General features: G+C 44.3%; 18 protein-coding genes and 4 pseudogenes. 6 read left to right on the top strand and 16 right to left on the bottom strand.

Annotated elements, in window-relative coordinates:
• Window position 1 precedes the first annotated feature (1 nt).
• From JCM10512_RS17235 to JCM10512_RS17205, 7 genes and pseudogenes are all read right to left on the bottom strand, one after another.
• Window positions 2–3,039: pseudogene (locus JCM10512_RS17235) on the bottom strand (efflux RND transporter permease subunit).
• 5 nt (window positions 3,040–3,044) lie between these two features.
• The gene (locus tag JCM10512_RS17230) at window positions 3,045–4,127 is read right to left on the bottom strand and encodes an efflux RND transporter periplasmic adaptor subunit (protein ID WP_044164903.1); all 1,083 of its coding nucleotides are present in this window, start codon (window positions 4,125–4,127) and stop codon (window positions 3,045–3,047) included.
• A gap of 144 nt (window positions 4,128–4,271) precedes the next feature.
• Window positions 4,272–5,204 carry a ribosome small subunit-dependent GTPase A gene (rsgA, locus tag JCM10512_RS17225; RefSeq protein WP_044164902.1) on the bottom strand — a complete coding sequence of 311 codons (933 nt, stop codon included), beginning with the start codon at window positions 5,202–5,204 and terminating at the stop codon, window positions 4,272–4,274.
• A gap of 102 nt (window positions 5,205–5,306) precedes the next feature.
• On the bottom strand, window positions 5,307–5,867 hold the full coding sequence (gene frr, locus JCM10512_RS17220) for a ribosome recycling factor (protein ID WP_044164901.1): 561 nt from the start codon (window positions 5,865–5,867) through the stop codon (window positions 5,307–5,309).
• Window positions 5,868–5,917: 50 nt separating this feature from the next.
• Window positions 5,918–6,828, bottom strand: a pseudogene (locus JCM10512_RS17215) (DMT family transporter).
• A 408-nt stretch (window positions 6,829–7,236) separates the two neighbouring features.
• Window positions 7,237–7,947 carry a UMP kinase gene (gene pyrH / locus JCM10512_RS17210; RefSeq protein WP_044164900.1) on the bottom strand — a complete coding sequence of 237 codons (711 nt, stop codon included), beginning with the start codon at window positions 7,945–7,947 and terminating at the stop codon, window positions 7,237–7,239.
• Between the two features lie 41 nt (window positions 7,948–7,988).
• Window positions 7,989–9,313, bottom strand: a pseudogene (locus JCM10512_RS17205) (MATE family efflux transporter).
• 166 nt (window positions 9,314–9,479) lie between these two features.
• On the opposite strand from JCM10512_RS17205, the gene JCM10512_RS17200 reads away from it, so the two are divergent.
• Window positions 9,480–10,163: a tetratricopeptide repeat protein gene (locus JCM10512_RS17200; RefSeq protein ID WP_044164940.1), complete on the top strand. Its 684-nt coding sequence runs from the start codon at window positions 9,480–9,482 to the stop codon at window positions 10,161–10,163.
• Window positions 10,164–10,252: 89 nt separating this feature from the next.
• Here JCM10512_RS17200 and JCM10512_RS17195 read toward each other — a convergent pair whose 3' ends face one another.
• From JCM10512_RS17195 to JCM10512_RS17175, 6 genes are all read right to left on the bottom strand, one after another.
• On the bottom strand, window positions 10,253–11,512 hold the full coding sequence (locus tag JCM10512_RS17195; RefSeq protein ID WP_244437274.1) for a zinc-dependent metalloproteinase lipoprotein: 1,260 nt from the start codon (window positions 11,510–11,512) through the stop codon (window positions 10,253–10,255).
• A 225-nt stretch (window positions 11,513–11,737) separates the two neighbouring features.
• Entirely contained in the window at window positions 11,738–12,163 is a 426-nt protein-coding gene (locus JCM10512_RS21600) for a M43 family zinc metalloprotease (protein ID WP_052517277.1), read from the bottom strand.
• A gap of 137 nt (window positions 12,164–12,300) precedes the next feature.
• Window positions 12,301–13,032 (bottom strand): BACON domain-containing protein, encoded by a 732-nt coding sequence (locus tag JCM10512_RS21595; RefSeq protein WP_081741425.1) that lies wholly within the window; start codon window positions 13,030–13,032, stop codon window positions 12,301–12,303.
• Window positions 13,033–13,093: 61 nt separating this feature from the next.
• Window positions 13,094–13,852 carry a biotin--[acetyl-CoA-carboxylase] ligase gene (locus JCM10512_RS17185; RefSeq protein WP_044164899.1) on the bottom strand — a complete coding sequence of 253 codons (759 nt, stop codon included), beginning with the start codon at window positions 13,850–13,852 and terminating at the stop codon, window positions 13,094–13,096.
• Window positions 13,836–14,192 carry an MmcQ/YjbR family DNA-binding protein gene (locus JCM10512_RS17180; RefSeq protein WP_044164898.1) on the bottom strand — a complete coding sequence of 119 codons (357 nt, stop codon included), beginning with the start codon at window positions 14,190–14,192 and terminating at the stop codon, window positions 13,836–13,838. The genes JCM10512_RS17185 and JCM10512_RS17180 overlap by 17 nt, the downstream gene beginning before the upstream one ends.
• A 30-nt stretch (window positions 14,193–14,222) precedes the next feature.
• Entirely contained in the window at window positions 14,223–14,588 is a 366-nt protein-coding gene (locus JCM10512_RS17175; protein WP_044164896.1) for a YraN family protein, read from the bottom strand.
• Window positions 14,589–14,655: 67 nt separating this feature from the next.
• Here JCM10512_RS17175 and JCM10512_RS17170 point away from each other — a divergent pair, with 67 nt between their 5' ends.
• Together JCM10512_RS17170 and JCM10512_RS17165 are read left to right on the top strand one after the other, a co-directional pair.
• Window positions 14,656–14,889: a hypothetical protein gene (locus tag JCM10512_RS17170; RefSeq protein WP_044164895.1), complete on the top strand. Its 234-nt coding sequence runs from the start codon at window positions 14,656–14,658 to the stop codon at window positions 14,887–14,889.
• Window position 14,890: 1 nt separating this feature from the next.
• Complete coding sequence (locus JCM10512_RS17165) at window positions 14,891–15,331, top strand: nucleoside deaminase (protein ID WP_044164894.1); 441 nt, start codon at window positions 14,891–14,893, stop codon at window positions 15,329–15,331.
• A gap of 35 nt (window positions 15,332–15,366) precedes the next feature.
• Here JCM10512_RS17165 and JCM10512_RS17160 read toward each other — a convergent pair whose 3' ends face one another.
• From JCM10512_RS17160 to JCM10512_RS17150, 3 genes are all read right to left on the bottom strand, one after another.
• Complete coding sequence (locus JCM10512_RS17160) at window positions 15,367–15,636, bottom strand: DUF4834 family protein (protein WP_044164893.1); 270 nt, start codon at window positions 15,634–15,636, stop codon at window positions 15,367–15,369.
• 70 nt (window positions 15,637–15,706) lie between these two features.
• On the bottom strand, window positions 15,707–16,414 hold the full coding sequence (gene pssA, locus JCM10512_RS17155; protein ID WP_044164892.1) for a CDP-diacylglycerol--serine O-phosphatidyltransferase: 708 nt from the start codon (window positions 16,412–16,414) through the stop codon (window positions 15,707–15,709).
• Window positions 16,415–16,426: 12 nt separating this feature from the next.
• Complete coding sequence (locus JCM10512_RS17150; RefSeq protein WP_044164891.1) at window positions 16,427–17,113, bottom strand: phosphatidylserine decarboxylase family protein; 687 nt, start codon at window positions 17,111–17,113, stop codon at window positions 16,427–16,429.
• Window positions 17,114–17,279: 166 nt separating this feature from the next.
• Between JCM10512_RS17150 and dnaE the strand changes: the two are divergent.
• From dnaE to JCM10512_RS17135, 3 genes and pseudogenes are all read left to right on the top strand, one after another.
• A pseudogene (gene dnaE / locus JCM10512_RS17145) lies at window positions 17,280–21,082 on the top strand (DNA polymerase III subunit alpha).
• A gap of 56 nt (window positions 21,083–21,138) precedes the next feature.
• Window positions 21,139–21,453 (top strand): thioredoxin, encoded by a 315-nt coding sequence (trxA, locus tag JCM10512_RS17140; protein ID WP_044164890.1) that lies wholly within the window; start codon window positions 21,139–21,141, stop codon window positions 21,451–21,453.
• Between the two features lie 34 nt (window positions 21,454–21,487).
• On the top strand, window positions 21,488–21,823 hold the full coding sequence (locus JCM10512_RS17135) for a hypothetical protein (RefSeq protein WP_044164889.1): 336 nt from the start codon (window positions 21,488–21,490) through the stop codon (window positions 21,821–21,823).
• The last annotated feature ends 119 nt before the right edge of the window (window positions 21,824–21,942 follow it).

The raw sequence follows: 21,942 nt of genomic DNA, 5'->3' as shown, positions 1-21,942 counted from the left end.
TTCATTCTTTTAGTTTATTGATTCGGTTAGTCGATATATAACTGTAGATAGCCGGTACGATGTACATCGTCAGCAGGGTAGAGATTACCATACCACCGACTACCGCTATACCCATGGCAATACGTTGGTTGGAGCCTTCACCGCTGGCAAAAGCCAAGGGCAATAGTCCCAGAATGGTAGAAGCACTCGTCATGAGGATGGGGCGGAGACGTTGCAAAGAGGCATCCTTGATGGCACTCATCTTGTCTTCTCCGGCCTCTTGTTTCTGGTTGGCAAACTCCACAATCAGAATACCATTTTTGGCTACTAACCCAATTAGCATGATGATACCGATCTGGCTAAATATATTCATCGTAATCCCGTTGAAGTACATGAATATTAATGCTCCCGCAATGGCGAGCGGCACCGTAAGCATGATAATCAGCGGATCCTTGAAACTCTCGAACTGGGCGGCCAGAATCAGGTAGATCAAGACAATGGCCAGTACGAAGGCAAACATCAAACTGGAAGAACTTTCCCGATACTCTTTTGACTCGCCTGACAGGGCGGTACGGAACGTATCGTCCAACGTTTCTTTGGCTATTTTGTCCATCTCGTCCAAGCCCTGCCCGATTGTTTTGCCTTCCGCCAGTCCGGCAGATATAGTAGCGGCAACGAATCGATTGTACCGATACAGTTTGGGCGGAGCTATACCCCCTTCGAGTTCGATTAAGTTGTCCAGTTGAACATATCCCCCTTCTCGTTTCGGATATAGATGGCTTTCAGGTCGGCAGGCTTGTTACGTTGCTGGCGATTGATCTCTCCCAGAATCTCGTATTGTTTTCCGTTCATGTAGAAGTACCCCATGCGTTGGCCGCTCAATCCATATTGCAGGGTTTGCGCAATGTTTTTGGTACTGACCCCCATGATACTTGCCTTATCGCGGTTAATTTGGATACGTGCTTCCGGTTTACTGAACTTCAAGTCTACGTCCGCCATCTGGAATACCGGATTCTCGTAAACCTTATTCATGAACTCGGGTAATATCTCTTGCAATTTGCTAATGTTCGTGGCTTGTAGCACGTATTGTATCGGCATACCTCCACGGCGACCTCCGAAGGAAGATGATTGCTGCACGAAGGAGCGCGCCATTGTTTTCTTCTGCACCGCCTTCGATAGTTGTTCGGCAACATCCATCTGCGAGTAGTCACGGTCTTTCATGTTCTTGAGCGTGATGCGCACATTACCGCTACCACTCGATACACGGGCGGTAACAGCCTCGGCGTCCGGAACGATGGAGTCTACCAAATGATTGATATCCTCCGTATAGTCACGGATGTACTCGTAGGTGATGCCCTCAGCTCCACGGGTATTGATCGAGATCTGCGAACGATCTTCCAACGGCGACATTTCCGCCGGAATGATGTTCCACAATACACCAATCGAGCAGATTATGACGAAGGAGATAAGGATGGCAATCCATCTCTTATTTAAAAAAGCACTCAACGAACGACTGTACAGATGGTTCAGCCCGACAAAGAATGGTTCGGTTTTCCGGTAAAACCAGTTCTTTTTCTCTTGTTTGATGAGCAGTTTGGTGGCAAGCATCGGTGTAAAGGTCAGAGCCGCAAAAGCGGAGATAAGGACTGAGCCGGAAATCACGATACTGAATTCGCGGAACAGACGTCCCGTAGTTCCCTGCATAAATACGATTGGGAAGAATACCGCTACCAAGGTGATTGTGGTGGAGATAATGGCAAAGAATATCTCTTTGGCTCCTTCGATCCCCGCCTCTCTGGGGTTCATCCCCCGTTCGATACGGATGTAGATATTCTCCGTCATTACAATGGCATCGTCCACCACAAGCCCCACCGCCAGCACAATGGCCAGCATCGAAAGCACATTGATGGAGAATCCCGCAAGGTACATTACAAAGAAAGCCCCGATGAGCGAAACCGGAATAACGATGCAAGGCACCAGTGTGACGCGCCAGTCGCGTAGGAACAAGAAGATAATGATGATGACCAGTATGAACGCTTCATATACCGTCGACTTCACCTCATTGATGGATGACCGGATGAATTGCGTGTTGTCAAAACCGTAATTGTATTTCACATCCTCCGGCAAGTCTTTCTGCATCTGTTCCATCCGCTTGTAAACGGCATCTGCGATTTCGATGTGATTGGCTCCCGGCTGAGGAATGACTACGATACCAACCATCGGCACGCCATTCATCTTCATATAACTCTTGATGTCCGCCGGGCCTAATTCGGCACGCCCGATGTCGCTGAAACGGACAATCTGCCCGTCCTGCTCCCTTACAATCAGGCTGTTGAACTCTTCTGCCGTATGCATTAGGCCAAGCGTACGTATGGTTAATTCGGTTGTGTTGCCTTCGATACTTCCTGAGGGAAGTTCGATATTCTCTTTGTCTACAGCGTTCTTGACATCAATGGGTGTGATGCCGTATCCCGCCATCTTGATAGGATCTAACCAAAGGCGCATGGAGTAACGCTTTTCGCCCCAAATGGATACGCTACTTACATCGGAGATGGTTTGCAGCTGCTCTTTAACCGTCAGGTCGGCTATCTCGCTCAGTTCCAGTAGCGAGCGTCTATCGCTTTGCAGCGCTACCATCAAGATAGGCGTCGCGTCTGCGTCAGCCTTCGAAACGGTGGGAGGGTCACAGTCACGTGGAAGGTAGCGTTGCGCCCGTGACACCTTGTCGCGCACGTCGTTGGCGGCCGTTTCGAGGTCTACCGACAATTCAAATTCGACGGTAATGCGGCTTTGGCCCTGCTGACTCACACTGGAGAGCGAACGTATGCCCGGAATACCGTTGATGTTTTGCTCCAACGGTTCCGTGATTTGGTTCTCAATTACGTCGGCGTTGGCTCCGGGGTAGGAGCAACTGACCGATATGATGGGGTTGTCTACCGATGGGTATTCACGGACGCCAGGTAGCTGTATCCAATGAACCCAAAGAGTAGGATGATGATTGTTAATACCGTGGCTAATACCGGACGGCGTATGCTTAATTCGGATATATTCATAGGTCACAGGTATTAGTCGATGTTGTCGAGGATGACGGAAAGTCCGGTACGAAGTTGGAGTGTTCCCGAAGTGATGATTGTGTCTCCCAATTGGAGACCTCTGACTACCTGAACTTCTGCTTCGGTGCGTATGCCCGCCACGATGTCCACCGGTTCTGCCTTTCCCGATTTATATAAGAAGACTTTATCCTTGCCCATTTCCGGCACAATGGCTTCGGTAGGAATCGCGATCGCGTTCGGGATCTCTTCCTTTTTAAGCTGGATGCTGGCGTAGCGTCCCGGAAGAAGCGTCCGATTTACGTTGGGATAGAGTGCCCGTACCATAAATGTGTGCAGGTTGGGGTCGATGGTAGACTCCATCGCATATACTTTAGCCGCAAAGGCGTCCAGTTGTCCTTCGATATGAAAGTTGAGGTTAGTCCCTTTTTTGATTTGAGCCGCATAGCGCTCGGGGACTGAGAACTGAACTTTGAGCGGCGTAACTTTGGTTAGTTTAGCTACGACGGTGGTAGGCGATGCGTACGAGCCGACGCTGATTTGGCGCAAACCGATCACGCCGTCGAAAGGAGCATGAAGCTCGGTCAGGGAAATGTTAGCTTTCACTATTTCGATGTCAGCGTTCAAGGTAGCCAAATCGGTCTTTACCTGTTCGTAGGCTTCCTTACTGACAGCATCGCGTTCCAATAAGGCGTTTTGGCGGAATACACGGTCCTCGGCTAGTTTAAGCTGAGAGACGAGCCGTTGCAGCTGGGCTTGCAGTTGCCGGTCGTTTACTTTGGCCAGTAATTGTCCTTTCTTAACCAGGCTTCCTTCTTCAAAGTTGATTTCGATCACTTTTCCGGAGGTTTCGAAAGAGAGATCTACTTCTTCATCGGGCAGTAGCACACCGGTAGTCGTAAATTCGTCTGTTAACAGTTGCGGCTTTATGATTTTGGCATTTACATTGAGAATGTTTTTCTTCCCTTTGCTGCCACTAACTACCTTGTCTGCCGCGGCTAACTCTTCATTTTCTTTGGGGAGCTGCGAATAGATAGCTCCACCAATAAGACCGACACCTAGTATAATAAGGCTGCCCCATTTGATTTTTTTATTCATGGTTAAGTATCAGTATGTGTTATGTTATTGAAGTTTAGACAGCAGGAAGGTAGAAAGGTTTAACTTCGGGTAAATAAAAAAGAGTTAAAGAACCTGATTCGATATGAAATAGTTACTTTAACTCTCGACTGTAGATAGGGAGGATTAGTGTGCCGACCTGTATTTTCCTTCTTCTTTATCTTCGAGCATACTCAGGTAAGAAATGTAGCGTGACTCGCTAATGAAATGCTCTTCTACGGCTTTGCGGACCGCACAATCGGGTTCGCTGCGATGGGTGCAGTTGTTATATTTGCAGTTGGCTGATGTCTTGAAAATCTCCCGGAAGTAGTGGCTCACTTCTTCCTCTTCCATATCAAAAGTACCAAAACCTTTGATTCCCGGGGTGTCGATAATATATCCGCCTTCTTCGACGGGAAACATTTCGGAGAAGGTAGTGGTATGCATCCCTTTGTTATGATAGGACGAGATCTCTCCGGTTTTTATATCTTGATTCGGCAGAATGGCGTTGATCAGCGTCGATTTGCCTACGCCGGAATGTCCGGAGAAGAGGGTGATCTTGCCTGCCAGCTCTTTCTTAAGAGGCTCGATGCCTTCGCCGGTTAGTGCGGATACTTGAAGGCAGGGGTAACCAATGTAGGAGTAGAGGGTGATGAGGCTGTCCATGTAACGAATTTCGTCTTCATCGTAGGCATCTATCTTATTAAAAACAAGTTTGGTCGGAACCCCGTATGCTTCGGCTGACGCGAGAAAACGGTCGATAAATGTGGTGGAGGTTTCCGGGTAATTGACAGTCACAACTAACATCGACTGGTCCAGGTTGGCTCCCAGAATATGGGATTGCTTCGACAAATTGGAAGCGCGGCGGATGATGTAGTTCTTCCGGTCTTCTATTTCGCTGATAAAGGCTGTACCTTCTTGGTTGAGTATAATTTTTACGCGGTCGCCCACAGAAATGGGATTGGTGCTCCGAATCCCTTTCAGTCTGAAATTTCCCTTAATTTTGCATTCAACGAATTGCTCGTCGTCTGTCTTTACGAGATACCAGCTGCCTGTATTTTTAATAACTAAGCCTTTCATGCATTGACATTTGAGAGTTGAAAACAGAGATCAGAATAATTGTTATTTCTATTTACATTTTGATCGGATGGATGCCCTGTTTTCAATTCTCTGTTATTCCATTTATACAGTCATAATTTCTTTTTCTTTCTCTGCTAGCATTTCATCAATCTGCTTGATGAATTTATCATGAATTTTCTGCAATTTCTCTTCCGAGTTCTTTTGCTCATCTTCTGCCAAGCCTTCTTTAACCGCTTTTTTAAGGTAATCGATACCATCGCGACGGGCGTTGCGGACACTGATCTTAGCTGTTTCGCCTTCGCCTTTACACTGTTTAGCCAATTGTCTACGGCGTTCTTCGGTTAGCGCAGGGATACCAATTCGGATAATTTCACCGTTATTCTCGGGCATGATACCCAGATCGGAGTCGATAATCGCTTTCTCAATAACACGAAACATGCTTTTATCCCAAGGTTTAATTGCGATGCTGCGCGCATCCGGAGTAGTTACAGCTGCTACATTGCTGATGGGAACCATGCTCCCATATGAATCTACGCGAATGCCATCCAGTAATCTGGTGCTCGCTTTCCCGGCACGGATATGAGCTAGGGCCTCATCGAGATACATGATGGCCATATCCATTTTTTCTTGTGCGTTGTTAATGCAAGTCTTTACGTCTACCATATTCTTTTGATTATTAAGTTGCTTTTTATCGATTAATTAGCAAAAGTATACTATTTTTTGTTGATCTGCAATAGCATACTCATCTTTTTTAGCAGGGACTTGCCTACGATAATCAAAGTGACAGCTGCAATAATCATGACAATACCGATTATCAGACGCAGCGTTAACTTTTCATGAAAAACCAGAACACCAAAGAATAATGCGGTTACCGGTTCCAATGCACCCAGAATTGCCGTGGGCGTAGAGCCGATGTAGTGGGCGGAAAGTGTGGTACATATCAACGAAACCGCTGTGGGGAGAATGGCGAGTGCAAGCACACTACCCCATAACAAAGGAGTGGGTGGCATCTGCAGATCGACGCAGAATCGCAGGCGGACAATGTAGATGGAAAGCCCGAATAAGATGGCGTAAAAAGTCATTTTAGTCGTTGGCAGTGTTTTGAGCGACGACTGGTTGACTCCTATTATATAAATAGCATAAGACAATGACGACAGCAGTACGAGGATGATGCCGAGTGTAGAAAGCGTTTTTCCTCCGTCGCCCTGATACAAGAAGGAGATCCCCACCAGTGCCAACGCGATGGAGAAGATCGTAATAAATGAAATCTTCTCTTTAAAGAATACCCCCATAATGACGGCTACCATCACCGGATAGACAAATAGGATGGTAGAAGCAATTCCGGCGTCCATGTAGTTGTAACTCATAAACAGTAGTAACGAAGAGAAAGAGAACAGCAACCCCATAATGGCCAAGGGAAGTATATCGGCTTTTTGGATGGCGAACGACTGTTTCTGTATTTTCATCAGAATGGCCAGAACGATTACGGCCAGTAGGTAGCGGTAGAATAGAACAGAGTCAACACTCATCCGGCGGCGTAGAGCGGTAGAGCGAATAAAGGATTCATTCCGTAGCTGGCGGCGGCAATGGCTCCATAGGTAAACCCTTTGGTTTTGTTGTTCATTATTTCAATTCTTCATTAAATTGCGGGCACAAAAGTATATCGTTCGCCGGTGATATACAAGTGTTTTGCCCAACAATAGAAAAAAATAATTGGCCGACCCCCGCAGGCTATAATCTCAGGCTTATACAGCTATCCTTTTGGGCTTAAAAATTAATTCGTTACACCCGGGTTGACGTTTCGTTTCACCTGGGTCGAACGTAAGTTACACCTGGGTTGTTGTTTCGTTCCACCCGGGTCGAACGAATCGGGTGCGGTTATTCGGGGAGCTAATTGTCGTTGGAAGAGGGGGTTATGGATCGATCGCTTCGTGCAAGAAATGCCGAATCGGTAAAAAAAGAATCGGTGCCACCGGAATTTCTCCCGATAGCACCGATTGCGGTATGTTCTATTGAAACGGAAAAAGCGGAGTTAGTTGTGTACCAAGGTTCCGATCTTTTCGCCGATAATTACTTTTTGTAGATTCCCTGCGGTATCCATGTCGAATACGATGATAGGCAGGTTGTTTTCTTTGCACATGCAGGTTGCGGTCAGGTCCATTACTTTCAACCCGCGGCTTAATACTTCGTCGTAGGTGATCTCGTCAAACTTGGTGGCTGTTGGGTCCTTTTCCGGATCGGCTGTATAGATTCCGTCTACACGCGTTCCTTTCAGCATAACATCTGCTTCGATCTCGATTCCCCGTAACGAGGATCCGGTGTCGGTGGTAAAGAAAGGATTTCCCGTTCCGGCCGACATAATCACTACTTCGTCGTTCTCCATACACTCAATGGCTTTCCACTTGCTGTAGAATTCGCCGATAGGTTCCATGCGAATCGCGGTTAGCACCCGTGCTTTCACACCGGTAGCCACAAGGGCGGAACTTAGCGCCAAGCTGTTGATTACCGTAGCCAACATGCCCATCTGGTCACCCTTCACGCGGTCGAATCCTTTATTGGAGCCACTCAAGCCACGGAAGATGTTACCACCGCCAATCACAATGCCGATCTGTACCCCTTGTTCGTGAATTTCTTTGATTTGTGCGGCGTATTCTGCCAACCTCTTTTCGTCAATGCCATATTGCTTTTCGCCCATCAAGCTTTCGCCACTTAGCTTTAGTAGTATTCTTTTGAACTTTGCCATACCTTTTTACGTTTAATTTCCGCAAAAATAAGCATATTTTGTCAGATTGAGAGAGACTTCCGGAGAATCTTTCTTCCCAAAACAGTCTGCGCCACTCCCCGCAATGATAAATAACAGATGAAAGCAAACCAAAGCGCGTGGTTTCCCCATTGCTGATATAGGCTGTAATAAATAAGGAAGAAGCAGGCTGAAGCAGCTAGCATGGAGTACAGCATTTGCCGGGTGGCGGTGGCTCCGATGAAGATGCCGTCCCACAAAAAAGCGGCAAAGCCCAGCAGTGGGAAGGAGAGTACCCAGTAAAAATAGGTATCCGCTTCCTGGATCACAGAAGGCTCATTGGTCAGCAGTCCGAGGAAAGCTTTGCCACCCACTAAGTAGAGCAAGGTGAACCCCAATGACAGTCCGGTTCCCCAGTAAAACAGTTGGCGTACGGTGCGATTCAGGGCAACTTGGTTCCGAGCACCGATGTAGCGTCCCGCCAAGGCCTCACCGGCATAAGCAAAGCCGTCCATGATGTAGGAGAACAGGGTGAATAGCTGCATCAGCAGAGTGTTGACCGCCAAAACGATTTCTCCCTGAGCGGCTCCGGTCGAAGTAAAGAATGTGGTGACGGCTATCAGGCAGAGGGTACGGAAAAAGATATCCCGGTTGACTTGGAAGAAGCGGTACATTTCCTGCTTTTGCCAAATCTCATTCCATCTGATCCGTTTGCGAAGGGTGCCGTAATAACGTTTCCAAAGTAGAAGTGCCATCACGATACCGGCATATTGTGCGATGAGTGTTCCGGTAGCTACTCCGGCTACATTCATATCCAACAGGTAGACGAATGACAAACTGGCTAGTATGTTTACAACATTCTGAACGATTGCGATATACATCGGGAAGCGGGAGTTCTGCATACCGATGAACCAACCCGCAAAACCGTAGAGCCCGAGCATGGCAGGTGCACCCCAGATGCAAATACGGAAGTAGACGGTGGCGAAGTGCTGGATATCTTCGGTCGTTTTGATCAGGTAAAAGCAACGTTGAGAATAGGCTTCTGGAGGAGTAGCAGGCAGAAAGAAATGAGAAGGCCTACACCTACCGAACGCAACAACAGTCTGGTTACTTCATCCAGGTCGTGCTTGCCGTAAGCTTGTGAGGTCATGCCGCTGGTGCCCATCCGCAGGAATCCGAAAATCCAATAGATTATATTGAATAGCATCCCCGCTACGGCAATTGCACCGATATAGGCAGCCGAACCCAAATGCCCCACAATTGCCACATCGATCAATCCCAGCAACGGGACGGTGATATTGGAAATGATGGACGGGATGGCAATATGTAATATGCGTTTATTGGTTGAAGCAGCGGTATTATTTATCATACAAATGCAACACTTTTTTCTAGTAAATTGTTCTATTTGCGAACAAAGGTACGCTTTTTGCTCTGAACAGACGAGATAGATAGAATAATAACATATTTTATGGATGATAAAAGCCTTAAAATGAGTACCTTTGCGAGGTGCAAAAAAATGACTAATAGTGTAGATGATGAAAACCTTAACTTTACTTTTTTATTTTCTGATTTCGTTACCGGTTGCGCTGCTGGCGCAGACCCCCGACGAGATGTTACAGAAGGTTTCTGCTGCGATTGATGAAGGGCAGCAAGGACCGGCAGTGAGTTATTTCCGCCAGGCGATTAATTTGAACTCCGATCGGGCGGAAATGTATTATTGGACGCATGTGGACAAGCGCGGTGAGTTAGCTCCCAAATTGGCTAATGAATTGGCCGTCGCTTACAAAAAGAACCGCAACTACGACAAAGCGTATTTGTTCTACAAAGAATTGTTGCAGACCAGCCCTGATAATGTGGATTACTTAGTCGCTTGTGCTGAGATGCAGGTAGGGCGTGGGCAGGAAAAAGATGCGTTGCGTACGTATGAGAAAGTTTTGCAACTGGATGCTGATAATCTGGATGCCAATATCTTTCTGGGGAATTACTACTATTTGATGGCAGAACAAAGAAAGCAAAAAATGGAAAGTGATTTTAAAAAGATTGGTTCTCCTACCAAAATGCAATATGCGCGTTATCGCGATGGGTTATTTGATCTGTTTGCCAACGGATATGAAAGGGCACGAGGCTCGCTACAAAAGGTCGTCTCGCAGTTTCCTTCCACCGAAGCCAAAAAGACATTGGATAAAATACTGTTAATCGAAAAAGAGGTGAAACGCTAGCGTTTCACCTCTTTCTTTTATGATAGAATGGGATTGCTATCTAGCAATCGATTACTTTTTAACCTGTATCGGCGGTCTTTCGTTGGAATCTAACGAACGAGTCTCCGCATCTGTATATCTTTTCGTTCCCGGAATAAGCGGCTATAAGAAAGTACGTGACGGATGCGCTTGTACTGATCGCTTGTGAATTGATCCGAATAACAGAATGCGTAATCCATAATATTGCGCGACACAAATTCTGTTCCACTACAATTTTTCCGGGTACATAACTGTTTGAAAGTATAATCGTCAAAGTCGATGGTGTTTAGCCAGTTTATATATTCAGTCATATTGTAGGTAGGGGTGTCGGCGCAATAATCTGTATCGGCGCATAGATCCGTATCGTCTCCATCTTCCGAGAAGGCGTGGTGTAATCCGAGATAATGTCCCAACTCATGCGCGAGCGTGTTGTTAACATCGGTTGTGTAGTAGGTGTCATCATCGTTGTTTACATAGATATACTTGCTGTTGATCGAAACGCAATGCGCGTATTCTACATCGTTCTTTAAATAATAGTCACCTTTATTTAATCCTGCAAGCGGATAGGTCGATAAAGCATATGGCAGGTGAGCTATACCCAGAATGTTTTCGTTATCAAACAGATAAACGAATATATTGATATACGATTTGGGATCCCACAGCATTTTTGCATACTCTTTCGCCATATTGTCGTCTCCGCTCATAAAGTCTTCGCATGACATGGGTAACGTGCTCCATGCAATTCGTTCAACGCCGGGCTCCTCCAAAGTAGCTCCTTTAGGCGTTTTATCGGCCATCACGAACTCGAGGTTCATGTCTTGGCTGATATTGGCACTGGCGCTTTGGTATATCTTGTTTTGGAAAGTATAGTTGCACATCTTGATAATTTCGGCAAGCCTTCCTTTATCGATGTATTGATTGCGGTCTGCCGGGTCTTTGTAGAGGACATGGAAAATAACCGGTAACTTATAATGCTCTATGTTGAGAGTCGAGTTGGGAAGTTGGGTTACCTGAAATGTTTTAATAGTCTTTCTGGAAACGATGCTAACGGTAGCGCTTCTCGATTCAGTAGTGGTATTTGCACTGATTAGCAGGCTAAGATCGGTGTTGTTAGTGCCGCTTAGCACACTCGGTACACACCAAGCTTGATCGCTACTGATATTCCAAGTCGAGTTACACGTGATGGTAAACTCTACCGCCGTACTTTCCGGGGTTATATCATTGAAAGATGATCGCGATACACTCAAGGCTGCCGTATCTGTATCAGAATCCCCGCATCCCATCATCAGAAAAGTGAGTAGGGGGAGGAATAATAATAACTTTATTTTCATACGTTAGTGAATTTAATATATAATGGCTTCAAATGTAATGATTTAATCTTCAAAAAAGGCATGTGCTTCAATAAAAAACGTTTTCTTTAAACATCTTTTCTATTCTTTCCTGTCTTTCGATAGCCGTATTCTTTCCACCAAAGTTAAAAGGAAATCAGATAAGATTCTATAGTAACCGCAAGAGGTGAAACGCCATTGCTCCACCTCTTCTCGGCTATATAGTTTTTATTTGATCATTCGCATAGGGAACTCTTGTGGGGTAGTAGTTGCTCTCGTTATGCTTCTTGCCACCTTGGGTCCCGGTACGAGAGGGCTATGTGTTAATACATAACGGATTCTTGCTTTCTGATCATTCGTAAAACGATTCATGAATGATATCTCATAGTCCATGATATTGTTAGGCGTAGAAGTTATATGTGTCTTACAGTCGGTTCTTTGTGACAAAACAACTATATCTTCGTAAGTCAATTTTTTATTCTGACTATACTCTGTGACATACTCTTGGTATTCATATCGGTTATAGGCCGGTGTATCTTCACAAAAGTCAGTGTCTTCGCATAGGTCGATATTTCCATCTTCAGCTTCATTAAAGGCATGGTGTAAGCCTAGGTAATGCCCAAGTTCATGGGCAATAGTCGCTACTACATCCACCGAAGTATAAAATTGACCTTCAACGATTGATTCTGTATAAATATAAGTATTGTTGATAGAGACACAATGCGGGTAATTTAAACTGGAATGAGTTGGCAGAAAATCTAAACTATTTAACCCGTCTAATTGATCAGGCTCTACTGTATAGGAAGGTGCGAAATTCCTAAGATGTTTTCATTCGTAAACTGATATAGGAAGATATTGACATACTTGTCTGTATCCCATACATACTTGAGTTTTGTCTCATCTCCCATGAAATCTTCACAATCGAAGATCGGGTTGCTCACCTCGATACGGTCGACACCGGGCTCGGTAAGCGTATTGCCTTTCTCGTCTTCTGTTGCTAAGATGAACTCGATATTGATATTAGAACTGTTGGTGGAACCACCGTATAGCTTATTGCAGGCAGCAATGATTTCATTAACTCTTCCCTCTTTGATGTATTGAGTTGAAGTCGTTTTGTTTTGATAAAGTATATGAAATACTACGGGGATTTTATAAGAATATGAGTTGATTTCGGCTTCAGTGAGCGTGATTGCATGCTGGGTAATTGTAACACTTCTGCTTATTTGATCGGAGGAAATCTTTATAGTTCCCGTGCGCGATTTTTGCTCAATATTAGGAGCAATAACAAAAGTTACGTCACTGCTATTATTACCACTCTTCATGCTGGGCGAACACCAGGAAGGTGCACTTATTACCCACGTTGAATTGCTGTTAATATTCAATGTCACCTGATCCCCTTTTCCATTAATGTCATTGAAAGATGATCGAGATACACTCAAAGCTGCCGTATCTGAATCAGAATCCCCACATCCCATCATCAGAAAAGTGAGTAGGGGGAGGAGAAATAATAATCTAATCTTCATAAGTGAGCGAGTTTAATATTTATGAATTCAAATGTAACGTTTTAATTTTCGAAAGAAGCATTTATTTCAATAAATATTCGACTTCTTTAAACATATAGCCCCTTTCTATCTGCGTTTCGTCTTTCAGGATCAATCTTCCTTCCGACTCCACACGTACTATTTGTGCGGTGAATTCTCCTTGGCGGTCCCTGTATCGGTGCATACCATCTTTCCGGAAAAGAGCTTGTTCATAACGTTGGCTTATCAGCTCGGTATCGCCTTGGCGAAGCAGCTGATAATAGGCTTTTACCCGTTGCATTATCGAATCGAGCACGTCGGATAAAGAATACTCCTTGTTTGTAATTTGCTTCAGTGATACCGGGTTAGGCGCGGGACTGACAAATGTTTGTTGGTTAATGTTGATCCCGATGCCTGCAATGCTTTGATTGATATACTTGCCCATCAGGTCGTTCTCGATTAATATTCCGCATATCTTTTTGTTTTTCCAATAGATATCGTTCGGCCACTTGATGGAAATATCAGTAGTATGACATTCCAAGGCCTCTTTGATGGCGAGAGATACAATTTGCGAAATGAAGAATTGTCGCCTGGCTTCCAGAAACTCAGGATAAAGGACGAAGCTGAATAGAAGGTTGCTACCGCGCTCCGACTCCCAGGAGTTGCCGCGCTGTCCTCTGCCCGCTGTCTGAAAATTGGCTACGACCGTAGTAAATTCTTCCGGTCTCGACTCATTGATGCAAGCTTGCAGGTAACTATTGGTCGAATTAGTCTCTTCGATGTGTATCAGAGGAACGATGAATTCGTTAGGGAATGGCGTCATATTCGGCACGTAATTTTCGAGTGAACTTTTGGATAACCTCTTCGTAAGAATGATCGATCATCTCCTTGATCAGCGCTTCGTTCACATCCCCGTCAAAGCTAACATTGTTCCAATACTTTTTGTTGAAGTAAGGGGCACTTGTAATGGAGGTGAAGCGTTCGCGGAGTTCGATTGTGCGCTCCGGATCACATTTCAGTATAATGCTGTTGGCATCTTCCAAATCAATTAACGCGAACATCTTTCCCATTACTTTCATGACGAGAGCATACTCGTTGAAAGGAAAACATTCAGTCGCTTCTTTTTTGCTGAGGCAGTACTCTCTGGCAATCTCTATATCCATATCCTGTTTTGTTATAAAGTGTCAAGTTACTTAGAAAAGTGGAGGATGAAATGCTTCTTTTAGATGTTCTATGGTAAAATTCTCCGGTTCACCTACGACCGTGATAATGTCGAAACGTACGGAAACGTCAATCTGAAATAGTTTCATATACGTGTCGGCAGCCCGAACGGTTCGTCTAATTTTCGCCAGATCGACCGCATCTTCCGGGTCGGCAAACGCCCTGTTTCGGCGCGTCTTGACTTCAACGATTACCAACTCATTGGCTTGAGCGGCTACGATATCCAATTCGAAGTGTCCTTTCCTCCAATTACGATGACGGATTACATAATCTTTCTTTTCGAGATAGGCCACAGCGGCATTTTCTCCGGCTTTTCCCAAATCATTGTGTTTAGCCATCTTTTTTTGCAAATTTACTGCTTTTATTCTTTGTTTTTACAGAAGTAAAAGTAATTTTGCAAAAGATATGAGAAAAAGAAGTAAGAAGTGCTTGAGGATATCTGCCGAATCAGTCAAACGAGAACGGCGGATGAGCATTTTGCTGAGCGAAGATGAGCAGCAGATTATTGATCGTTATCTGGAAAAATACAAGATAAGCAATAAGTCGCGCTGGCTTCGTGAAACAGTCCTCGCGTTTGTTCACCAGAAAATGGAAGAAGATTATCCCACCCTCTTCGGAGAACACGATATGCGACGTTAATATGCTGGACGATACTTATTTTATGAAACAAGCTTTGATAGAAGCACAGAAAGCCGGTGAACGGGGAGAAGTGCCTGTAGGAGCTATTGTTGTTTGTAAGGAGCGTATCATTGCGCGCGCTCATAATCTAACGGAGACATTGACGGACGTGACTGCTCATGCCGAAATGCAAGCCATTACTGCTGCCGCCAATGTACTTGGTGGAAAATATCTGAATGAATGTACTTTATATGTTACCGTTGAGCCTTGTGTGATGTGCGCCGGTGCTATTGCCTGGGCGCAAACCGGTAAATTGGTATTTGGTGCGGAAGATGAGAAACGGGGATATCAAAAGTATGCTTCAGAGGCGTTGCATCCGAAAACCGTAGTTGTAAAAGGCGTGCTAGCTGACAAATGTGCAGAACTGATGAAACAATTCTTTGCCGCTAAACGCAATAAGTAACGATTCTTAATTTACCTGATATTATTGAGAGAAGACTATTCTTTCACTTCTTCGAAGTCTACATACTCTCCTTCGTCTTTTGAGAATATCTTTTTATTATGCCCCTCCTCTTCGTTGTCGGAATTACTTGTGCCATAGCCTGTATTGGTCCGTTGGTCACCATTGTTGTGTCTGGCTCGTTCATAATGCGGCTGTTGTTTGGAACGTCCAATTCCGAAAATGGCTCTCAGAATCGTTCCAATAATCGAAAGGCCTATACCAAAAAGGCAAACAAAGAAAATCAGGATAAATAGAAGTATATGCATTGAACTCTCTTTTTAGTGTTATAACTTGAATACTATTATATTAGTACAACAAGCGTGCCAAAAGATTGTTTTATTCGCTTTTCTCAGTAAACACCGAGAGTAAGATATACCACACGATGATGGCAGCGAAGGCACTGATTTGTAATATAGCAAGGAGCGGGATGCAGACAATCAGAAAAATAAAACTTGTTTTGTTGTCTTTCCACGAGAGATTCTTGAACTTCAAAGAGAACATTGGAGTCTCTGAGACCAATAACCAGGAGAATACACAGACTAATGCCAATAGGTATAGAGGATGGCAACTTTCGGATACCAACCAGCTATGAGCTCCTACTACCAAAGAACCCCAGAATAAGGCGTTAGCCGGAACCGGAAGTCCAATGAAAGAACTAGTCTGACGAGTATCATTATTGAATTTAGCCAAACGCAATGCTGAGAATATAGAAATTAAAAAGGCGGCATAAGGCATATACGGTGCCAGAAACTCGATTCCTGCAGGATAATGCATCTCTCTAAATAACGAGAACACCACGATCGAAGGAGCTACTCCAAAGCTAACATCATCAGCCAAGGAGTCAAGGTCTTTGCCTATAATGGAATGTGCATCGAGCGCACGCGCTAACAAGCCGTCGAAAAAATCGAAAACCGCACTTAGTATAATAAAGAGTAAGGCCAGATCGTATCGGGCTTCGAAAGCCATCACACAAGCGATACAACCGGAAAAAAGGTTCAGGCAGGTTACAGTATTCGGTATGTTATTCTTAATAATGTTTGTCATTGTGACTTTTAATTATTTGAGTTTGGCGATAACTGTCTGGTTACCGGTAGTCAATTGGCCCAATTGAACGCATACTTCCGTGTCAAGCGGCAGATATACATCCACTCGAGAACCAAACTTGATGAATCCAAGGTGTTCATCGATGTAGCACTCTTCACCCACTTCTGCGTAAGTGACAATACGGCGGGCTACTGCACCGGCAATTTGACGTACCAACACTTCCACACCTTCGGGTGTTTCAATCACAACCGTAGAACGTTCATTTTCTGTACTGGCTTTAGGTAACCAGGCTTTCATAAAGTTTCCGTCGTGATGGGCTACTTTTTTCACAGCTCCGTCTACTGGGTACCAGTTGGCGTGCACATTTGTTATACTCATGAAGATGGAAATCATCAAGCGGCGATCATGGAAGTGCTCGTTCTCTTCCACTTCTTCAATAACTACTATCTTTCCGTCAGCTGGCGCGACTACTATCTTTTCCGTATCGTGCCCGAAGAATCGAATCGGGCAACGGAAGAAATTTACCATCAGCATATAAATGGAAATACTGACAATGGCTACAAGATAGAAAGGCAACTTGCATTCTATCCCCCAATAAAGAGCAGCGTTGATAAGAAGTAACAGAAAAAAACTGCCCCATAGAATGTGTGTTCCTTCCCTGTGAATACGTATTTTTTTTAGTTTTTTTAATCGGCCCATGAATGTTAGATAAATGGTAATTACGTGCAAAAATATACTTAATTTAAAAAACCCGCAAATAAATGTGAGTAGAAATGATGATGTTGATAACTTTTTGAGGATTATTTTTGTTTATCCGTGCATTGGTCGTATTTTTAGGGCTTAATTACTCACTTTATTAATTGTTATGCAGGATTTCGTTCATTTACACGTTCATACCCAATATTCTTTATTAGATGGACAAGCCAGTGTTAGTGCATTGGTGGATAAAGCTATGAAGAATGGGATGAAAGGTATTGCTGTGACTGATCATGGTAATATGTTCGCTGTCAAAGAGTTTACGAATTATGTTAATAAGAAAAATAGTGCTCCGAGAGGAGAAATCAAGGAGCTAAAGAAGAAAATAACAGCTATTGAAACAGGCAAAGTGGCTTGTGAAGACAAAGAAGCTGAGATTGCCGCTTGTCGGGAGCAGATAGCTGAGATCGAGAACCGGTTATTTAAACCTATTATAGGTTGTGAAATGTATGTGGCTCGACGAACTATGGATCTCAAAGAAGGTAGGCAGGATCAAAGTGGCTACCATCTAGTCGTATTAGCTAAAAACAAGACTGGCTACCATAACCTTATTAAACTCGTGTCACACGCGTGGACACGCGGGTACTATATGCGTCCTCGTACCGATCGTAGCGAACTGGAAAAGTATAGCGAAGGACTAATTATCAGTTCGGCTTGTCTGGGTGGAGAGATTCCGAGAAAGATTACGCAAGGTCTATTGAGTGAAGCGGAAGAGGCTATTACCTGGTACAAAAGAGTGTTCGGTGACGATTTCTATCTGGAGATGCAACGTCATAAAGCAACTGTACCTCGTGCTAACCGGGAAGCTTATCCCTTACAGGCAAATGTAAACGACCATTTAATCGAATTATCCAAGAAATTCGATGTAAAGCTAATATGTACCAACGACGTTCACTTTGTGAATGAAGAGCATGCGGAAGCGCACGATCGCCTAATTTGTTTGAGTACCGGTAAAGATCTCGACGATCCGAATCGAATGTACTACACCAAGCAAGAGTGGATGAAGACGCGTGAAGAGATGAACGTGCTCTTTGAAGATGTTCCGGAGGCGTTGAGCAATACGATGGAGATTCTCAATAAGGTAGAACACTATTCGATCGATCATGCGCCTATCATGCCGACCTTTGCCATTCCCGAAGATTTTGGAACGGAAGAAGGTTATCGACAAAAATATACGGAAAAAGACCTGTTCGATGAATTTACGCAGGACGAGAATGGTAATGTCGTATTGGATGAGGAAGAGGCATTAGCAAAGATCGAGCGTCTGGGTGGTTATGATAAACTCTATCGTATCAAACTAGAGGGAGATTACTTGGGTAAGTTAACCTTGGATGGCGCATTAAAGACGTACGGAGATCCCTTGTCGGACGAGGTGAAGGAACGACTGAAGTTTGAGTTATATATCATGAAGACGATGGGTTTTCCCGGTTACTTCTTGATTGTACAGGACTTTATCAGTGCTGCGCGTAATGAATTAGGCGTCTCTGTAGGTCCCGGACGTGGTTCGGCAGCCGGTTCAGCTGTTGCCTACTGTTTGGGTATTACCCGGATAGACCCCATCCAATATGATTTGCTGTTTGAGCGTTTCCTTAATCCCGACCGTATCTCCTTGCCTGATATCGATGTGGACTTCGATGATGATGGACGTGGTGAAGTACTTCGTTGGGTAACCAATAAATATGGGCAAGAGAAAGTCGCTCATATCATTACATACGGCACCATGCTACTAAACTGGCCATTAAAGACGTTGCCCGTGTACAGAAGCTACCTCTTTCCGAGTCCGATCGATTAGCGAAGCTTGTGCCCGATAGGATTCCGGATAAGAAGCTGAATTTGCGAAATGCGATTGAATACGTTCCGGAGTTGCAGGCGGCTGAGGCCTCCCCTGACCCGTTGGTACGCGATACGCTTAAATATGCTAAAATGCTCGAGGGTAATGTACGAGGTACAGGTGTACATGCCTGCGGTACGATTATCTGTCGGGATGATATCACCGATTGGGTGCCTGTGAGCACGGCTGACGATAAGGAGACCGGCGAAAAGATGCTGGTCACTCAATATGAAGGTTCGGTTATTGAAGATACCGGATTGATCAAGATGGACTTTTTGGGCCTGAAGACACTTTCCATTATTAAGGAGGCTGTTGTCAACGTACGTTTAAGCCGTGGGCTGGAGATCGACATTGACCAAATTCCAATTGACGATCCTGCTACCTATAAACTATATAGCGATGGACGAACGATTGGTACGTTCCAGTTCGAGTCCGCCGGTATGCAGAAATACCTGCGTGAGTTGCAGCCTTCCACATTCGAAGACTTGATTGCCATGAATGCGCTCTACCGTCCGGGTCCAATGGATTATATTCCGGACTTTATCGACCGTAAACATGGACGTAAGCCGATTGAATATGATATTCCCGTTATGGAGAAATACCTGAAGGAAACCTATGGTATTACGGTGTATCAAGAACAGGTGATGCTTTTGTCGCGTTTGTTGGCGGACTTTACCCGTGGTGAGTCCGATGCCCTTCGTAAAGCGATGGGTAAGAAGATGCGCGACAAACTAGATCATATGAAACCGCAGTTTATTGCCGGTGGACAGAAAAACGGACACAACCCAAAGGTTCTGGAGAAGATTTGGACCGACTGGGAGAAATTCGCATCTTATGCGTTTAACAAGTCGCATGCAACTTGCTATTCTTGGGTTGCTTACCAAACGGCTTATCTGAAAGCAAACTATCCGCCGGAATATATGGCTGCGGTTATGAGCCGAAGTTTATCCAACATTACGGATATCACGAAACTGATGGACGAATGTAAAGCGATGGGTATTCAGACTCTGGGACCGGATGTGAATGAAAGTAACCTGAAGTTACAGTAAATCATGATGGAAATATTCGTTTCGGACTTGGGGCTGTGAAAGGAGTGGGAGAGGCTGCCGTGCAAAGTATCATGGAAGAACGTGAAAAGAACGGACCTTTTACAGGACTCTTCGACTTCGTGCAACGCGTCAATCTGAATGCGTGTAACAAAAAGAATATGGAATGTCTGGCATTAGCCGGAGGATTTGATGAGTTTCCAGAGTTAAAACGCGAACAGTATTTCGCTGTAAACTCCAAAGGAGAAGTTTTCCTGGAAACTCTAATGAGATATGGTAACCGTTATCAGCCGATCAGGCTGCTGCGGTTAATTCCTTGTTTGGAGGAGATAACGTAATTGAGATTTCCACACCCGAAATTCCGCAAGGAGTACCGCGTTGGAATGATTTAGAAAGACTAAACCGTGAGCGAGATTTAGTCGGTATTTATCTTTCGGCCCATCCGTTGGACGAATTTGCGATTGTACTGGAGCATGTATGCAATACCCATGTAGCCGAACTCGACGATAAGGCTGCTTTAGCAGGTCGTGAAATTGTTATGGGAGGTATTGTAACCGGTGTTCGTCGAGGAATAAGTAAGAACGGTAACCCTTACGGTATTGTCAAAATGGAAGACTATTCAGGCTCTGCGAGATACCTTTTTGGGGGAATGATTGGGTGACCTATCAAGGGTACTTGAATGAGGGCACTTTCCTTTATATCAAAGCCCGTTGTCAACCCAAGCAATGGAACCCGAATGAGTTAGATTTTAAAGTAACGTCCATAGAACTACTGCCTGATGTTAAAGAAGAACTGGTGCAAAAAATAACCATTATGATTCCGTTGTCAGTGCTTAATAAAGAGCTTGTTACAGATTTAGCCCTACTGACAAAGTCGCATCCGGGTAGTACTGAACTCTATTTTAAAGTAACCGATGATTCGGATAACAATCATATGAGTGTTGACTTGATTTCCCGTCCGATCAAACTATCAATCGGTCGAGAATTAATTACGTATTTAAAAGAGCGTCCCGAACTGGCGTTTCATATAAATTGATTATATTTGTCCCGTGAATAATGATGATTTACATTAACAATAAATATAGTTAAAAAATGGCTTTAGAAATTACAGACAGCAACTACAAGGAACTCCTTGCAGAAGGTAAACCAGTTGTAATCGATTTTTGGGCTCCTTGGTGTGGCCCGTGTAAAATGGTAGCCCCTATCATTGAAGAGTTGGCAAAGGAATTTGAAGGACAAGTAATTATTGGCAAGTGCGATGTAGACGAAAACAGTGACGTGGCTGCCGAGTATGGAATTCGTAATATTCCTACAGTCCTTTTCTTTAAAGATGGTGCAATTGTGGATAAGCAGGTAAGTACTGCTAGCAAATCGGTATTTGTTGAAAAGGTGAAGAACCTACTCTGATAAATACCCAATATTCATTTTAAACTTAATAACCATGGGACTGGAAAATGATTTTTTAGCGATGGATGCTGATGAAGAGAAAACAATCGAATTCATCAAGAACTATCTTCCTCAGGAGTTAAAAGAGAAGTTCGATGATGATGAACTATGTTATTTCCTTGATCTGATTGATGAGTATTATGTGGAAAGTGGTATTCTGGACGCTGAGCCGGATGCAGAAGGCTACATAAACATCGATTTGGAAGAAGTGGTATCCTACATTGTAAAAGAAGCTAAAAAGGATGAGGTAGGAGAATATGATCCTGAAGAAATTCTTTTTATCGTTCAGGGCGAAATGGAATATGGTGATTCTCTGGAAGAGCAGGCATAGTAATTATCCGGTTTTCATAGAATAAACAAAGAATAATGGGGCTGTTCGAATTAATTCGAACAGCCCCATTTCTTGTTCTATCGGGTCATTGTCGGAACTTGATATAAGAACTGTATGCA

This window comes from Bacteroides reticulotermitis JCM 10512, assembly GCF_000517545.1.
In the GTDB taxonomy this organism is placed as follows: Bacteria; Bacteroidota; Bacteroidia; order Bacteroidales; family Bacteroidaceae; genus Bacteroides; species Bacteroides reticulotermitis.
Note: the sequence above shows the minus strand (reverse complement) of the source record. Positions and strands in the feature narration are given on the sequence as shown.

Bases quoted from the DNA above. Each gene is read 5' to 3' on its own strand.
- JCM10512_RS17230 (WP_044164903.1), bottom strand. From the start codon at position 4,127: ATGAATAAAAAAATCAAATGGGGCAGCCTTATTATACTAGGTGTCGGT.
- rsgA (WP_044164902.1), bottom strand. From the start codon at position 5,204: ATGAAAGGCTTAGTTATTAAAAATACAGGCAGCTGGTATCTCGTAAAG.
- frr (WP_044164901.1), bottom strand. From the start codon at position 5,867: ATGGTAGACGTAAAGACTTGCATTAACAACGCACAAGAAAAAATGGAT.
- pyrH (WP_044164900.1), bottom strand. From the start codon at position 7,947: ATGGCAAAGTTCAAAAGAATACTACTAAAGCTAAGTGGCGAAAGCTTG.
- JCM10512_RS17200 (WP_044164940.1), top strand. From the start codon at position 9,480: ATGAAAACCTTAACTTTACTTTTTTATTTTCTGATTTCGTTACCGGTT.
- JCM10512_RS17195 (WP_244437274.1), bottom strand. From the start codon at position 11,512: ATGAAAATAAAGTTATTATTATTCCTCCCCCTACTCACTTTTCTGATG.
- JCM10512_RS21595 (WP_081741425.1), bottom strand. From the start codon at position 13,032: ATGAAGATTAGATTATTATTTCTCCTCCCCCTACTCACTTTTCTGATG.
- JCM10512_RS17185 (WP_044164899.1), bottom strand. From the start codon at position 13,852: ATGACGCCATTCCCTAACGAATTCATCGTTCCTCTGATACACATCGAA.
- JCM10512_RS17180 (WP_044164898.1), bottom strand. From the start codon at position 14,192: ATGGATATAGAGATTGCCAGAGAGTACTGCCTCAGCAAAAAAGAAGCG.
- JCM10512_RS17175 (WP_044164896.1), bottom strand. From the start codon at position 14,588: ATGGCTAAACACAATGATTTGGGAAAAGCCGGAGAAAATGCCGCTGTG.
- JCM10512_RS17170 (WP_044164895.1), top strand. From the start codon at position 14,656: ATGAGAAAAAGAAGTAAGAAGTGCTTGAGGATATCTGCCGAATCAGTC.
- JCM10512_RS17165 (WP_044164894.1), top strand. From the start codon at position 14,891: ATGCTGGACGATACTTATTTTATGAAACAAGCTTTGATAGAAGCACAG.
- JCM10512_RS17160 (WP_044164893.1), bottom strand. From the start codon at position 15,636: ATGCATATACTTCTATTTATCCTGATTTTCTTTGTTTGCCTTTTTGGT.
- pssA (WP_044164892.1), bottom strand. From the start codon at position 16,414: ATGACAAACATTATTAAGAATAACATACCGAATACTGTAACCTGCCTG.
- JCM10512_RS17150 (WP_044164891.1), bottom strand. From the start codon at position 17,113: ATGGGCCGATTAAAAAAACTAAAAAAAATACGTATTCACAGGGAAGGA.
- trxA (WP_044164890.1), top strand. From the start codon at position 21,139: ATGGCTTTAGAAATTACAGACAGCAACTACAAGGAACTCCTTGCAGAA.
- JCM10512_RS17135 (WP_044164889.1), top strand. From the start codon at position 21,488: ATGGGACTGGAAAATGATTTTTTAGCGATGGATGCTGATGAAGAGAAA.